Origin of the sequence: Streptomyces avidinii (assembly GCF_014650695.1) — a bacterium.
Lineage (GTDB): Bacteria > Actinomycetota > Actinomycetes > Streptomycetales > Streptomycetaceae > Streptomyces > Streptomyces avidinii.
In genome coordinates, this window is record NZ_BMVL01000001.1 from 806192 (window position 1) to 820644 (window position 14453).

General features: G+C 72.6%; 12 protein-coding genes and 1 pseudogene. 6 read left to right on the forward strand and 7 right to left on the reverse strand.

The window, feature by feature from the left end; genetic code table 11:
• Positions 1-6: 6 nt before the first annotated feature.
• From IE257_RS03715 to iolC, 4 genes are read right to left on the reverse strand one after another with little or no spacing between them, the layout of a single operon-like run.
• Complete coding sequence (locus IE257_RS03715) at positions 7-1506, reverse strand: CoA-acylating methylmalonate-semialdehyde dehydrogenase (RefSeq protein ID WP_189964512.1); 1500 nt, start codon at positions 1504-1506, stop codon at positions 7-9.
• An 11-nt stretch (positions 1507-1517) separates the two neighbouring features.
• The gene (gene iolD, locus IE257_RS03720; RefSeq protein WP_189964514.1) at positions 1518-3392 is read right to left on the reverse strand and encodes a 3D-(3,5/4)-trihydroxycyclohexane-1,2-dione acylhydrolase (decyclizing); all 1875 of its coding nucleotides are present in this window, start codon (positions 3390-3392) and stop codon (positions 1518-1520) included.
• Positions 3389-4348, reverse strand: coding sequence for a 5-deoxy-glucuronate isomerase (gene iolB / locus IE257_RS03725; RefSeq protein WP_189964800.1), 960 nt, complete (start codon positions 4346-4348; stop codon positions 3389-3391). Before iolB ends, iolD begins: the two co-directional genes overlap by 4 nt.
• 7 nt (positions 4349-4355) lie before the next feature.
• Positions 4356-5321 carry a 5-dehydro-2-deoxygluconokinase gene (iolC, locus tag IE257_RS03730; protein ID WP_372453113.1) on the reverse strand — a complete coding sequence of 322 codons (966 nt, stop codon included), beginning with the start codon at positions 5319-5321 and terminating at the stop codon, positions 4356-4358.
• A gap of 41 nt (positions 5322-5362) precedes the next feature.
• Between iolC and IE257_RS03735 the strand changes: the two genes are divergently transcribed.
• From IE257_RS03735 to IE257_RS03745, 3 genes are all read left to right on the forward strand, one after another.
• A complete protein-coding gene (locus IE257_RS03735; RefSeq protein ID WP_189964516.1) occupies positions 5363-6277 on the forward strand; it encodes a sugar phosphate isomerase/epimerase family protein in 915 nt (304 codons plus the stop codon).
• A 26-nt stretch (positions 6278-6303) separates the two neighbouring features.
• Positions 6304-7314, forward strand: a complete 1011-nt coding sequence (locus IE257_RS03740; protein ID WP_189964518.1) for a Gfo/Idh/MocA family protein — start codon at positions 6304-6306, stop codon at positions 7312-7314.
• Positions 7315-7550: 236 nt separating this feature from the next.
• Positions 7551-7751 carry a helix-turn-helix transcriptional regulator gene (locus IE257_RS03745; protein ID WP_030384769.1) on the forward strand — a complete coding sequence of 67 codons (201 nt, stop codon included), beginning with the start codon at positions 7551-7553 and terminating at the stop codon, positions 7749-7751.
• A 65-nt stretch (positions 7752-7816) separates the two neighbouring features.
• On the opposite strand, the gene IE257_RS03750 is transcribed toward IE257_RS03745, so the two are convergent.
• Positions 7817-10048 carry an MMPL family transporter gene (locus IE257_RS03750; protein WP_189964520.1) on the reverse strand — a complete coding sequence of 744 codons (2232 nt, stop codon included), beginning with the start codon at positions 10046-10048 and terminating at the stop codon, positions 7817-7819.
• Between the two features lie 131 nt (positions 10049-10179).
• On the opposite strand from IE257_RS03750, the gene IE257_RS03755 reads away from it, so the two are divergent.
• Entirely contained in the window at positions 10180-10854 is a 675-nt protein-coding gene (locus IE257_RS03755; RefSeq protein ID WP_189964522.1) for a TetR/AcrR family transcriptional regulator, read from the forward strand.
• On the opposite strand, the pseudogene IE257_RS03760 reads toward IE257_RS03755, so the two are convergent.
• Positions 10832-11353, reverse strand: a pseudogene (locus IE257_RS03760) (cation:proton antiporter domain-containing protein); the annotation flags it as partial. The gene IE257_RS03755 and the pseudogene IE257_RS03760 overlap by 23 nt on opposite strands.
• The gene (locus IE257_RS39280; RefSeq protein ID WP_372453115.1) at positions 11326-11529 is read right to left on the reverse strand and encodes a hypothetical protein; all 204 of its coding nucleotides are present in this window, start codon (positions 11527-11529) and stop codon (positions 11326-11328) included. The gene IE257_RS39280 and the pseudogene IE257_RS03760, both read right to left, overlap by 28 nt.
• Before the next feature lie 180 nt (positions 11530-11709).
• On the opposite strand from IE257_RS39280, the gene IE257_RS03765 reads away from it, so the two are divergent.
• Both IE257_RS03765 and IE257_RS03770 read left to right on the forward strand, forming a co-directional pair.
• The gene (locus IE257_RS03765; RefSeq protein ID WP_030384770.1) at positions 11710-11943 is read left to right on the forward strand and encodes a heavy-metal-associated domain-containing protein; all 234 of its coding nucleotides are present in this window, start codon (positions 11710-11712) and stop codon (positions 11941-11943) included.
• 114 nt (positions 11944-12057) lie between these two features.
• Positions 12058-14334, forward strand: a complete 2277-nt coding sequence (locus tag IE257_RS03770; RefSeq protein ID WP_189964524.1) for a heavy metal translocating P-type ATPase — start codon at positions 12058-12060, stop codon at positions 14332-14334.
• The last annotated feature ends 119 nt before the right edge of the window (positions 14335-14453 follow it).

Genomic DNA, 14453 nt, shown 5'->3' on the forward strand with positions numbered 1-14453 from the left:
GGTCGGTCAGTGGTTGCGGGGGAAGCCCAGGTCCACGCCGACGTGGCCCTCGGCCGGGTCCGGCCAGCGGGTCGTGACGACCTTGCCGCGGGTGTAGAAGTGGATGCCGTCGTTGCCGTAGATGTGGTGGTCGCCGAAGAGCGAGTCCTTCCAGCCACCGAAGGAGTGGTAGCCCACCGGCACCGGGATCGGGACGTTGACGCCGACCATGCCGGCCTCGATCTCCAGCTGGAAGCGGCGCGCGGCGCCGCCGTCGCGGGTGAAGATCGCGGTGCCGTTGCCGAACGGCGAGGCGTTGATGAGGGCCACGCCCTCCTCGTAGGTCTCGGCGCGCAGCACGCACAGCACCGGTCCGAAGATCTCGTCGCGGTAGGCGTCGGAGTCGGTCTTCACGCGGTCCAGCAGGGACAGGCCGATCCAGTGGCCCTTCTCGTTGCCCTCGACCGTGAAGCCGGTGCCGTCGAGGACGACCTCCGCGCCCTGGTCGGCCGCGCCCTTCACGTACGAGGCGACCTTGTCGCGGTGGGCGGCCGTGATCAGCGGGCCCATCTCGGAGGTCGGGTCGTTTCCGGGGCCGATCTTGATCTTCTCGGCGCGCTCGCGGATCTTCTCGACGAGCTCGTCGCCGATCGCGCCGACGGCCACCACGGCGGAGATCGCCATGCAGCGCTCACCGGCCGAGCCGTAGGCCGCGGAGACGGCCGCGTCGGCGGCGGCGTCCAGGTCGGCGTCCGGCAGCACCAGCATGTGGTTCTTGGCGCCGCCCAGGGCCTGGACGCGCTTGCCGTTGGCCGAGGCGGTGGTGTGGATGTGGCGGGCGATGGGGGTCGAGCCGACGAAGGAGACGGCCGCGATGCCGGGGTGGGCGAGCAGCGCGTCCACGGCCACCTTGTCGCCGTGGACCACGTTCAGCACGCCGGCCGGCAGACCGGCCTCGCTCGCCAGCTCGGCAAGCTTGTTGGCGGCCGACGGGTCCTTCTCGCTCGGCTTGAGAATGAAGGTGTTTCCGCAGGCCACGGCCAGCGGGAACATCCACATCGGGACCATCGCGGGGAAGTTGAAGGGGGTGATGCCCACGACGACGCCCAGCGGCTGGCGGATCGAGGAGACGTCCACCCGGTTGGAGACCGACGTGGACAGCTCGCCCTTGAGCTGCGTGGTGATGCCGCAGGCCAGCTCGACGATCTCCAGGCCGCGGGCGACCTCGCCCAGCGCGTCCGAGTGGACCTTGCCGTGCTCGGCGGTGATCAGGGCGGCGATGGCGTCGCGGTTGGCGTCCAGCAGGGCGCGGTAGGCGAACAGCACCTTGGTGCGGGCGGCCAGCGAGGACTGCCCCCAGCTGAGGTAGGCCTCCTTGGCGACCTGTACGGCCGCGTCGACCTCGTCGGCCGAGGCGAGCGCGACCTGCGTGGTGACCTCGCCGGTGGCCGGGTCGGTGACCGGGCCGTAGTTGCCCGACGCGCCCTCGACGGTCTTGCCACCGATCCAGTGGTTGACGGTCTTCATGCCTTGCTCCTTCACAGATGGCGACGTCGCTGCGCGGCTTGCCGGTCGTACTCTTCACGGGCCGTGGCGGCGGCCTTGCGGGTCGCGGTCTCGGCCACAGGAACATCCCACCACGCCTGTGCCGGGGGTGGGCCCGACACAGTGTCGGGCGTTCGGGTCTGTACGTAGACACATGTGGGGCGCGTCGCCGAACGGGCCTCGGCGAGGGCTTCGCGCAGGTCACGCGTGGTGCGGGCGCGGATCACGGCCATCCCGAGGGAGGCCGCGTTGGCCGCGAGGTCCACCGGAAGGGGGTCCCCCGTATATCCGGAGTCGGGCGCCCGGAAGCGGTAGGCGGTACCGAAGCCCTCGCCGCCCACCGCCCCCGACAGGCCGCCGATGGAGGCGTAGCCGTGGTTGTCGAGGATGACCACCCGGATCGGGAGCCCTTCCTGGACGGCCGTGACGATCTCGGTCGGATTCATCAGGTACGTCCCGTCGCCGACCAGCGCCCACACCGGCTGGCCGGGGGCGGCCAGCGCCACCCCGATGGCCGCGGGGATCTCGTAGCCCATGCAGGAGTACCCGTACTCCACGTGGTACTGGTCCTGCGACCGGGCCCGCCACATCTTGTGCAGGTCGCCGGGGAGGGATCCGGCCGCGTTGATCAGGATGTCGGTGTCGTCGACGAGGGCGTCGAGCAGCCCGAGCACCTGGGCCTGGGTCGGCGGGGCGTCCTCGTCCGCCTCGCCGACGGCGTACGCCCGCTCGACGCGGCTCTCCCAGCGGGCCCGCTCCGCCGCGTACCGCGCCCCGTACGACGGGTCCGTGCGGTGGCCGGCGAGGGCGCCCCGCAGTTCTTCGAGCCCCTCGCGGGCGTCGGCGACCAGGGGCAGGGCGGCGAGTTTGTGGGCGTCGTACGGGTCGAGGTTGAGGCCGACGAACCGGACGGCCGGGTGCTGGAAGAGGGTCGCGGAGGCGGTGGTGAAGTCGGTCAGCCGGGTCCCGGCGGCGATGACGAGGTCGGCCTCCCGGGCGAGCCGGGCGGCGGTGGAGGTACCGGTGTGGCCGACCCCGCCCACGTCGGCGGGGTGCCCGTACGGCAGGACGCCCTTGCCCGCCTGGGTGACGGCCACCGGGATCCCCGTGGCCTCCGCGAAGGCGGCCAGGGCCGCGCGGGCCTCGCTGTGCCGGATCCCGCCGCCGGCGACGATCAGCGGGCGCGCGGAGCCCCGTACGGCCTCGGCGGCCCGGGCCAGCTCGTGCCGGTCGGGCCGCGGCCGGCGCACCCCCCACACCCGCTCGGCGAAGAACTCCTCGGGCCAGTCGTACGCCTGCGCCTGCACGTCCTGCGGCAGCGCGAGGGTGACGGCGCCGGTCTGCACGGGGTCGGTGAGCACCCGTACGGCCTGGAGCGCGGCCGGGATCAGGGCCTCGGGCCTGGCGATCCGGTCGAAGAAGCGGGAGACGGGCCGCAGGGCGTCGTTGACGGAGATGTCCCCGGCGTACGGAACCTCCAGCTGCTGGAGCACGGGGTCGGCGGGCCGGGTGGCGAAGGTGTCCCCCGGGAGCAGGAGCACCGGGATCCGGTTGATGGTGGCGAGGGCGGCGCCGGTGACGAGGTTGGTGGCGCCGGGCCCGATGGAGGTGGTGACGGCGTGCGCGGAGAGCCGGCCGCACTGGCGGGCGTACCCGACGGCGGCGTGCACCATGGCCTGCTCGTTGCGGCCCTGGAGGAAGGGCATGGCCTGCGGCCCGCTCTCCAGCAGGGCCTGGCCGATCCCCGCCACGTTCCCGTGCCCGAAGATCCCCCAGGTGGCGGCGATCAGCCGGTGCCGGTGCCCGTCGCGCTCGGTGTACTGGCGGGACAGGAAGCGGACGAGCGCCTGCGCGACGGTGAGCCTCACCGGGGGTCCTCCGCTCGGTGGTGGGACGGGAAGGGGAGCCGGGGGTCGATGTCCTGGTCGTCCCAGCTGCCGCGGATCCAGCCGTGGTCGGGGTGGTCCCGGATCAGCCACTCCCGGGTCGCGCCCGGGCCGGCCATCACGTTCAGGTAGTACATGTCGTGTCCGGGGGCGGCGATGGACGGACCGTGCCAGCCGTCGGGGATCAGGACCGCGTCCCCGGTGCGCACCTCGGTGAGGATGTCGGTCTTCCCGGCCGGGGAGGGGGTGACGCGCTGGTAGCCGAGCCCGGGGGTGTCCCCGTGCGGGGCGATCTCGAAGTAGTAGATCTCCTCCAGGCGGGACTCCTCGCCGGGGTGGTGCTCGTCGTGCTTGTGGGGCGGGTACGAGGACCAGTTCCCGCCGGGGGTGAGCACCTCGACGGCGATCAGGCGGTCGGCGGGGAAGGTGTCCGCGGCGGCGAAGTTGTTGACCTGGCGGGAGCAGTGGCCGGCGCCGCGGAGCTCAACGGGGACGTCTTCGGCCGGGCCGTACCTGGCGGGGAGCCGCCGCTCGCAGCGGGCCCCGACGAGTGCGAACCGTCCGCCGGCGGCCGAGCGGATCTCCGCGTGCGCGTCCCTCGGGACGTACGCGAAGTCGGTGGGCCCACGAAACACCCCCGTCCGCCCATGAAGTTCGAACACCTGCGGCTCCGCTGCGGGGGCGCTGCCCCCGAACCCCCGCGCCTCGAACGCCGGCGGGGATGTTTCTGGCTGACGCCCCGTTCGAGCCGCAGAATTCGGGGCCGAGCCCGGCCCATTCAGCCCCGCCGGCGTGTGAGGCGCGGGTCCGGGCACCGCCCGGCAGCGGACCTCGCACGCGCCCGACAACGGGAGCACGATCCACTCCGATTCCCCGCACGGGTGCGCGTACACCTCCCCCGGGGCCAGGTCGAGGACCGTCAGCCTCGTCCATTCCATCCGCCACTCAGACACCACCGGCACGCCCCACCAACTCCTCCACCTCGTCCGCGAACGGCATCGCCACCGCACACGCCAGCCGCGAGGCGACGATCGCCCCGGCCGCGTTCGCGTACCGCATCACCGTCTCCAGTTCCCACCCCGCCAGCAGCCCGTGGCACAGCGCCCCGCCGAACGCGTCCCCCGCGCCCAGCCCGTTGACCACCTCCACCGGAACCGGTGCCACCTCCGCTACCGTCCCGTCGCGGTGGACCGCCAGCACGCCCTGCGGTCCGCGCTTGACGACCGCCAGTTCCACGCCCGCCGCGAGCAGCGCCCGCGCGGCCTCGTACGGGTCCGACTCGCCCGTGGCGATCGCGCACTCCTCCACGTTGCCCACGGCCACCGTCGCGGACCGCAGGGCCCGCTCGTAGAACGGCTCGGGCTTCTCCCGCCACAGCATCGGCCGCCAGTCCAGGTCGAAGACCGTCGTCCCGGTCCGCGCGCGGGCCTCCAGCGCCGCCAGTGTCGCCGCCCGCGAGGGCTCCTCGCTCAGGCCCGTGCCCGTCATCCAGAACACGCGGGCGGCCCGTACCGCCGCCAGGTCCACCTCGTCCACCGCGATCTCCAGGTCCGGGGCCTTCGGCAACCGGTAGAAGTACAGCGGGAAATGGTCCGGCGGGAAGATCTCGCAGAAGGTGACGGGAGTCGGCAGCCCGGGGACCTCGGAAACCCACCGTTCGTCCACCCCGAACCGCCGCAGCTCGGCGCGCAGGTACCCGCCGAAGGGGTCCGCGCCGGTGCGGGTGATCACTGCCACCCGCCGGCCCAGCCGGGCGGCCGCGACGGCCACGTTGGTCGGGGAGCCGCCGAGGAACTTGCCGAAGGTCTCCGCCTCGGCCAGTGGAATGCCGGTCGTCAGCGGGTAGAGATCCACCCCGATCCGGCCCATCGTGATCAGGTCGAAGGCGAGCGGATCGCCGATGCCGGTCACAGTCAGTCCTCCCGTTGGTCCTCCACCCTAAGGTGGCCGTTATGACGTCCTCCCCGCCCGCGTTGACCCGTATCCGCATCGGTTCGGCCCCGGACTCCTGGGGTGTCTGGTTTCCCGACGATCCCCGGCAGACCCCCTGGGAACGGTTCCTCGACGAGGTCGCCGACGCCGGGTACGAGTGGATCGAGCTCGGGCCCTACGGCTATCTGCCCACCGATCCCGCCCGCCTCACCGAGGAAACGGCCAAGCGCGGGTTGCGCGTCTCGGCCGGAACCGTCTTCACCGGACTCCATCACGGGCCCGCCGTGTGGGAGGACACCTGGGAGCACGTGTCGCGGATCGCGGCGCTCACCCGGGCCATGGGCGCGGCCCATCTCGTCGTCATCCCCTCCTTCTGGCGGGACGACAAGACCGGCGAGGTGCTGGAGGACCGCACCCTCACGCCCGCCCAATGGCGTGAACTGGCCTCCCAGACCGAGCGCCTCGGCCGGGAGGTCCTGGACCGGTACGGGCTGCGGATCGTCGTCCATCCGCACGCCGACACCCACATCGACACGCCTGAGAACGTGGCCCGCTTCCTGGACGCCACCGACCCCGCCCTCGTCTCCCTGTGCCTGGACACGGGGCACTACGCGTACTGCGGCGGCGACAGCGTCCGGGCGATCGAGGCCTTCGCCGAACGGATCGGCTACCTCCACCTCAAGCAGGTGGATCCGCGGATCCTCGCCGAAGTGGTCGCCGAGGGGCTGCCCTTCGGGCCGGCGGTGGGCCGTGGGGTGATGTGCGAACCGCCCTCGGGGGTGCCCGCGCTGGAGCCGGTGCTCGCGGCCGCCCAGCGTCTGGACGTGGACCTCTTCGCCATCGTGGAGCAGGACATGTACCCCTGTCCGCCCGACCGGCCGCTGCCGATCGCCCGGCGGACCCGCGCCTACCTCCGCTCCTGCGGCGCCCGCTGACCCTTCGGAAGAAAGAGGAGTACGACATGAGCACGCTCGGCATCGCCGTCATCGGCACCGGGAAGATGGGCGCCGACCACGTGCGCCGGATCGGGCGGACGGTCGGCGGGGCCCGCGTGGTGGCCGTGGCCGACCCGGACGGGGACCGGGTCAAGGAGGTCGCGGGCACCCTGGACGGGGCGACGGCGCACACCGACCCGGCGGCCGCGATAGCCGCGCCCGGGGTCGAGGCCGTCCTGATCGCCTCGCCCGGGCCCGCCCACGAGGAGGCGATCCTGCACGCGCTGGAGCGGGAACTGCCGGTGCTGTGCGAGAAGCCGCTGACCCCGGACCCTGCGGGGGCACTGCGCGTCATGGAGGCCGAGCAGCGGCTCGGGCGGCGCCTGGTGCAGGTGGGCTTCATGCGGCGGTACGACCCCGAGTACGAACGGCTGAAGCACCTGCTGGACGCGGACGGGATCGGGCGCCCGCTCTTCCTGCACTGCCGGCACCGCAACGCCTCCTCGCCGTCGTTCTTCACGAGCGACATGCTGATCAGCGACTCGGTGGTGCACGAGGTGGACGCGGCCCGCTGGTTGCTGGGGCAGGAGATCATCGCTGTCACCGTGCTCTCCCCCCGGCCCTCGGCGGCCGCTCCCGAGGGGCTGAGCGATCCCCGGCTGGTGCTGCTGGAGACCTCCGGCGGCGTCGTCGTCGATGTGGAGATCTTCGTCAACTGCGGTTTCGGCTACCAGGTGCAGTGCGAAGCGGTCGGCGAGGCGGGCAGTGCCCGGATCGGCGACGGCCACGCCATGGTGGTGCAGTCGGCGGGCCACTGGGGCGGCGCGATCGACCAGGACTTCACGGTGCGCTTCGCCGACGCCTACGACCGGCAGCTTCGCAGCTGGGTGGCGGCGGCCGGGCGCGGCCGGGTGGCGGGGCCCGACGCCTGGGACGGCTACGCGGCGGCCGCCGTCTCCGAGGCCGGGATCGCAGCTGCGCGCAGCGGCGTACGGACCGCGGTGGAACTGGCGGAACGCCCTCCCCTGTACGGCTGACGCCCGCCCCCCTCCTTCCACACCGGGCCCCTGTGGCTCCCTTGTCACAGGGGTCCCCGTTCTGTCACGCATGTCCGCATTACGCGGGTCTTCCGTCACAGGCGGTCAACAGGCCCTCCCCTGCCCTCACTCCGCGTCGTTCCCCGGGCAGAACCCGAGTGATCGTCAGTGTCCACGCGCCGGCTCCCCGACGGCCTCCCGGCCGGCCCCGCGGCGTGGACAAGGAGGTGTCCAGCATGAGCGACCGACAGCTGTGGTCGTACAAGGAGATCGCTGCCCACATCCGGGTCCAGCCGGACACCGTGCGCTCCTATCGCAAGCACGGGCTGCTCCCCGCCCCCGACCACGTGGAAGGGGGCAAGCCCTACTGGTACGCCGACACCGTGCGTGCCTGGGTGGCCCGCCGGCCCGGGAACCGGGGCCGCCGCGAGGACTGACCTCCGCGGTGCCGGGTGGGGGGACCCGCCCCCCGGGTCCCCCCAACCCGGCACCGCGTCGGCGTCTAGGCCCCGGCCCCGACGGGTATCCGGTCCGCCTCCGGCCTCGGGGTCGCGGGCTCCCCCTCGCTCAGGCCGAACCTCTCGTGCAGCCGGCGCAGCGGGGCGGGCGCCCACCAGGTGGCCCGGCCGGTCAGCTTCATCACCGCCGGGACCAGAAGGCTGCGGACGACCATGGCGTCCATCAGGACCGCCAGCGCGATCCCGAGCCCCAGCATCTTGGTGTTGGTCACCCGGGAGGTACCGATGGCCACCATCACCACTGCCAGGATCACGGCGGCTGCGGTGATCAGCCCGCCGGTGCGGGCCAGCCCCGTCCGGACGGCGCTCTCGTGGTCGCCGGTCCGGTCGTACTCCTCCTTGATACGGGATATGAGGAACACCCCGTAGTCCATGGAGAGCCCGAAGGCGATGCAGAACATCAGCACCGGCAGGGTGGTCTCTATGTCACCGGTGGCGGTGAAGGAGAGGAACCCCGAGAGGTGGCCCTCCTGGAACACCCACACCACCGCCCCGAACATCGCGGTCAGGCTGAGGGCATTGAGCAGGACCGCCTGCAGGGGTATCAGCAGGCTTCCGGTGAGCAGGAACACCAGCAGCAGCGTGGCCAGGACCACCAGGGCCGCCGCCGCGGGCAGGGCGCCCGCGATGGCCTTCTGGGCGTCCACGAGGACGGCCGCCTGCCCGGTCACCGAGGCCTTGAAGCCGGGGTCCACGGCGCGGACCTCGCCGACCAGGTCCTGGGCCCGCTCCCCCACGCTCTCGCCCTCCACGGCGACCGAGAGGGAGGAGTACGCGCCTCCCGTCGTGGAGCCGATCGGCCCGTCGACCCGGATCACTCCGGGCAGGGCGGCCAGCCGGTCGCGGTAGGCCGCGAGGCGGTCGGGTGCGGGCGATCCCTCGACGAGAACGGTGAGACCGCCACCGGGGCTGTTCGGGAAGTGGTGCCGGATCTGCTCCTGCACTACATGGGAGGGAGCGTCCTTCGGGAGCTGCCGGTCGTCGACCGTGCCGAACTTGACGCCGATGAAGGGCAGTCCGAGGAGCAGCAGGCCCACGGTGGTGGCCACGGCGAACACCGGGGCGCGTCGCATCACGAGGGCGGCTGTCCACCCCCAGCCCCTGCCTGTCGGCGCAGCCGCGGCGGCGCCCGGGCGGCCCCGCCGCCACATCCGGCGCAGGTCGAGGGCGTTGACTCGCTCGCCGAGGAGCACCAGTGCGGCCGGCAGCAGGATCAGCGCGGCGGCCGCGGCGAGCAGCACCACCGCGACCCCGGCGTAGGCGAAGGAGCGCAGGAAGTACATCGGGAAGAAGAGCATCGCCGAGAGCGAGACGGCGACGGTGAGCGCCGAGAACAGCACGGTGCGCCCGGCGGTGCGCAGGGTGGCCCCGACGGCGGCCACCGGGTCGCGCCCAGCGGCCAGTTCCTCGCGGAACCTGCGGACGATGAACAGGGCGTAGTCGATGGCGAGTCCGAGGCCGAGTGCGGTGGTGAGGTTCTGGGCGAAGACGGAGACGTCGGTGAGCTCGGTGAGACCGCGCAGGACGGCATTGGTGCCGAGGATGGCCACGATGCCGACGCCCAGCGGGAGCAGGGCCGCGACCGCGCTGCCGAAGACGAGGACGAGCAGCACGAGGGTGACCGGCAGCGCAATCAGCTCGGCGCGCAGCAGGTCCTCCTGGATGGTCTCGGTGACCTCGCGCTGCACCGCGGCGGGGCCGCCGAGCGACACCCGCACCGGGCCGTGCTCGCCCTCGTAGCGCGGGGCCACGCGCTCCAGCGTCGCGGTGGCCGTCTTCTCGTCGCCCTGGACGCGGGCGACGATCAGTGCCTGACGACCGTCCTCGGAACGCAGCATGGGCAGTTGGGTGCGCCAGTACGAGCCGACGCCGACGACCCCCCGTTCGGCGGCGAGGGCGGTGGTGAGCCGCTCGGCCTCGGCGGCGACGGCGGGGTCGTCCACTCCAGCGGTGCCCGCCGTGGCGTCGACGAGCAGGAGCAGGTTGGGCTCGGAGTGCGGGAACTCGCGCTCCAGGGCCCGCGCGGCGTAGGTGGACTGGGCGCCCGGGTCCTCCCAGCCGCCGCTTCCCAGCCGCTCGGCGACGCCGCCGCCCGCGACCACGGCCAGGGCCGTGATCAGCAGGGCGAGCAGCAGCGTGAGCCGCGGCCGGGCCGTGACGAACCGGGCCCACCCCCCGTCCGTCGGCAAGGACGGCGGATTCTTGACTTCGGACATGACTCGGTGTCCCCTTCACCGTGATTGCCAGGCCACTTAGACTGGCAAACACGAGCATTCACTCGCGTTTTCCAAGAATGCGAGCGACCTCTCGCGTTTGTCAATCACCCACGGGAAGCAGGGGATTGGACATGCCGGGGACACCCACGGGCAAAAACATCGAAAAGGGGACCAAGAGCTCCACCGCCACGCCCACCGCCCCGCGCCGCCGCCAGGCCCGCGGCGAACGCCGGATCTCCCAACTGCTGGCCGCCGCCGCCGGCGTGTTCTGCCGTACCGGCTACGCCGCCGCCAGCACCAACGCCATCGCGCGCGAGGCAGGCGTGTCCCCTGGCACCCTCTACCAGTACTTCCCGAACAAGGAGGCCATCGCGATCGAGCTCGGCGGCCAGCTGCTCCAGCGCGCGCACGAGGCGCACGGCCAGGCCTTCCGCCCCGAGAACCTCCGGCGCCCCCTGCCCGAGCTGCTCGACGCCGTCCTCGACCCGGTCATCGCCTTCAACTGCGAGAATCCGGCCTTCTGGGCCCTCATGCACGGCACCGGCGTCCCCGGCATCGCCCAGGAGCACGAGGAACTGCACGAAGGACTGCTCACCCGGATCGACGCCGTGCTGCGCGACTTCTGCCCCGGGGCCACGGCCCACGAGCGCACCCACACCTCGAACATGATCCTGGGCATCTTCAAGTCGTCCCTCGACCTGATCCTGGCCCACGAGGGCGACGAGCGCGCCGCCTACACCGCCGAGCTCAAGACCGTCCTGCTGCGCTACCTGGAGCCGATGATCACCACGACTCCCCCTCACTGACCCGCCCGGCGCGGCCGGCCCGCACCGCCTCGGCGCCCTCCGGGCCCCGCCCGCGGGCCAGCAGCCGCAGCCCCACCAGCGGGAACACCAGGACGGACACCATCCCGGCCCCCACCAGCGCCGCCGCCTCCCCCGGGGCCATCATCCCGTCGTCCACACCCAGCGTCGTGATGGCCACCACCAGCGGCAGCGCGGTGGACCCGAACAGCACCAGGGCCGACCGCTCATGCCGCCCCAGGTCGCGCGGCGCCAGCAGCCGGATCGGCAGCCCGCGCACCACCAGGAACAGCAGCAGGAAGACCGGCAGCAGCAGGAGCGGGCGCCCGCCCGACAGCAGCGCCCGCAGATCGAACTCGATCCCCGTGACCACGAAGAACAGCGGTACGAGGAAACCGAAGCCCATGGCCTCCACCTTCGACAGCACGGTCCCGCTGCTCTCCGGCGCCGCCCCCTCCAGGACCAGCCGCGTGATCAGTCCGGCCGCGAAGGCACCGAGCAGACGTCGATCACCTCGCCCGTCCCGGCCCAGCCGAGCGCGTCCGGGCCGATCAGGATGCCGAGCAGGATCTCGAAGATGACCAGGGGAACCGACAGCCAGCGCGACACCCCGTAGGCGAGCAGGGGGGCGAGTACGGCGGCGGCCATGATCAGGACGCGGCTTCCCGAGTGATCCATATCGGCCATTTACGTACAGTTCACCCATACCGGCCAGTTTCCCCACACGGTTCGAAAGACTGGGAGCGGACGCTCGCATTTATACCCCCCAGGGGTATAGTCTCGAAGAGTCGGGAGGACGGTGGAGCCATCGGCCACCCCTCCCGGTGACCGGCACACGCCCCTGAAGAGGAGAACGACATGACCGCCGAGACGGACACCCAGACCACCACCGTCTACCGGGTGACCGGCATGACCTGCGGGCACTGCGAGGGCGCGGTGACCACCGAGATCTCCGCCCTGCCGGGCGTCAGCACGGTCAAGGCCGTCGCCGCGACCGGTGAGGTCACCGTGGTCTCCGCCGCCCCGCTCGCGGACGAGGACGTCCGCGCCGCCGTGGACGAGGCCGGCTACGAGTTCGCCGGACAGGTCTGAGCGGCCCGACCCTCCCGTACGGCACCCGCGGCAGCACCCGCGGAACCCTGCCGGGCCGTGCCGGCCAGCTCATACTGGTCCCGTACGGCCCGGCCATCCCCCTGGAGCCGGAACATGACCAGCAGCACAGTGCACGACGGACCGATAACGGCGGTCGAACTCTCGATCGGCGGGATGACGTGCGCCTCCTGCGCGGCCCGCATCGAGAAGAAGCTCAACCGGATGGACGGCGTCGAGGCCACGGTGAACTACGCCACCGAGAAGGCCCACGTCTCCTACACCGGTGACGTCCGGGTCGCCGACCTGATCGCGACCGTCGTGAAGACCGGCTACACCGCCGAGGAGCCCCCGCCGCCGCCCGCCCCGGAAGCCGACGCCGCCACCGAAGCGGCAGGGACCGGGGACGGGGCAGCGGCCGCCGACCCGGTGCTCGCCGCACTGCGGCAGCGACTGCTGGTCTCCGTCACGCTCGCCCTGCCCGTCGTCCTGCTGGCGATGGTCCCCGCCCTCCAGTTCGACAACTGGCAGTGGCTCTCCCTCACCCTCGCGGCCCCCGTCGTCGTCTGGGGCGGCCTCCCCTTCCACAAGGCCGCCTGGACCAACGCCCGGCACGGCGCCGCCACCATGGACACCCTGGTCTCGGTCGGCACGCTGGCCGCCTTCGCATGGTCACTGTGGGCCCTGTTCTTCGGCCACGCGGGCATGCCCGGCATGCGGCACGGCTTCGACTTCAGCGTTTCCCGCACCGACGGCTCCTCCGCCATCTACCTGGAGGTGGCGGCCGGCGTCGTCTCCTTCATCCTGCTGGGCCGCTACCTGGAGGCCCGCTCCAAGCGGAAGGCGGGCGCGGCCCTGCGGGCCCTGATGGAACTGGGCGCCAAGGACGTCGTCGTCCTGCGCGCCGGCCAGGAGGTGCGGATCCCGGTGGGCGCGCTCGCGGTCGGCGACCGGTTCGTCGTCCGCCCCGGCGAGAAGATCGCCACCGACGGCACCGTCGTCGAGGGCAGCTCCGCCGTGGACGCCTCCATGCTGACCGGCGAGTCCGTGCCGGTCGACGTCACCGCGGGCGACTCCGTCACCGGAGCCACCGTCAACACCTCCGGACGCCTGGTCGTCGAGGCCACCCGGATCGGCGCCGATACCCAGCTCGCCCGGATGGCGAAGATGGTGGAGGACGCGCAGAACGGCAAGGCCGAGGTGCAGCGCCTCGCCGATCAGATCTCCGGGATCTTCGTGCCCGTCGTCCTGGCGCTCGCGCTCGGCACCTGGATCACCTGGCTGCTCATCACCGACGACCCCACTGCCGCCTTCACCGCCGCCGTGGCCGTCCTGATCATCGCCTGCCCGTGCGCCCTGGGCCTCGCCACCCCGACCGCCCTGATGGTCGGCACCGGGCGCGGCGCCCAGCTCGGCATCCTGATCAAGGGCCCCGAGGTGCTGGAGTCCACCCGCCGCGTGGACACCGTCGTCCTGGACAAGACCGGCACGGTCACCACCGGCCGGATGACCCTCGACGGGGTCTTCACCGCCGCGGGCGTCGACGAGCGCGAACTCCTGCGCCTCGCCGGTTCCCTGGAGCACGCCTCGGAGCACCCGATCGCCCGGGCCGTGGCCACCGGGGCGGCGCAGCGGGCGGGCGCCCTTCCCGTACCGGAGTCCTTCGAGAACGTCGCCGGGCTCGGCGTCCAGGGCGTGGTCGACGGCCACGCCGTCCTGGTGGGCCGCGAGCGGCTGCTGGCCGACTGGTCGATCGAGCTGCCGGCCGGACTCGCCGCGGCCAAGGCGGCCGCCGAGGCCGCGGGCAGCACCGCCGTCCTGGTGGCCTGGGACGGGGCGGCGCGCGGGGTGCTGACCGTGGCCGACGCGGTCAAGGAGACCAGCGCCGAGGCGGTCGCCGGGCTGCGGGCGCTGGGCCTCACCCCGGTCCTGTTGACCGGTGACCACAGGGCCGTCGCCGAGACGGTGGCCCGCGAGGTGGGCATCGACGAGGTGATCGCCGAGGTGCTCCCGCAGGACAAGGTGGACGTCGTACGCCGGCTCCAGGCCGAGGGCCGTACGGTCGCCATGGTCGGCGACGGGGTCAACGACGCGGCCGCCCTCGCCCAGGCCGACCTGGGGCTGGCCATGGGTACCGGTACGGACGCGGCCATCGAGGCGGGCGACCTGACCCTCGTACGGGGCGACCTGCGGGTCGCGGCCGACGCGATCCGGCTCTCCCGCCGGACCCTGGCCACGATCAAGGGCAACCTGTTCTGGGCGTTCGGGTACAACGTGGCGGCTCTGCCGCTGGCGGCCGCCGGTCTGCTCAATCCGATGATCGCGGGGGCCGCGATGGCCTTCTCCTCGGTCTTCGTGGTGACCAACAGCCTCCGGTTGCGGTCCTTCCGCTGATGGATTCCCTCCCCACGGTCCGCACACTTCCTTCACAGGAGACGCAGATCACAGTGACCGCAACGTAACCATCCGGGGTCGCCGCGGGTCTAATGGGGCGATACCAAGAACGTCTTGGG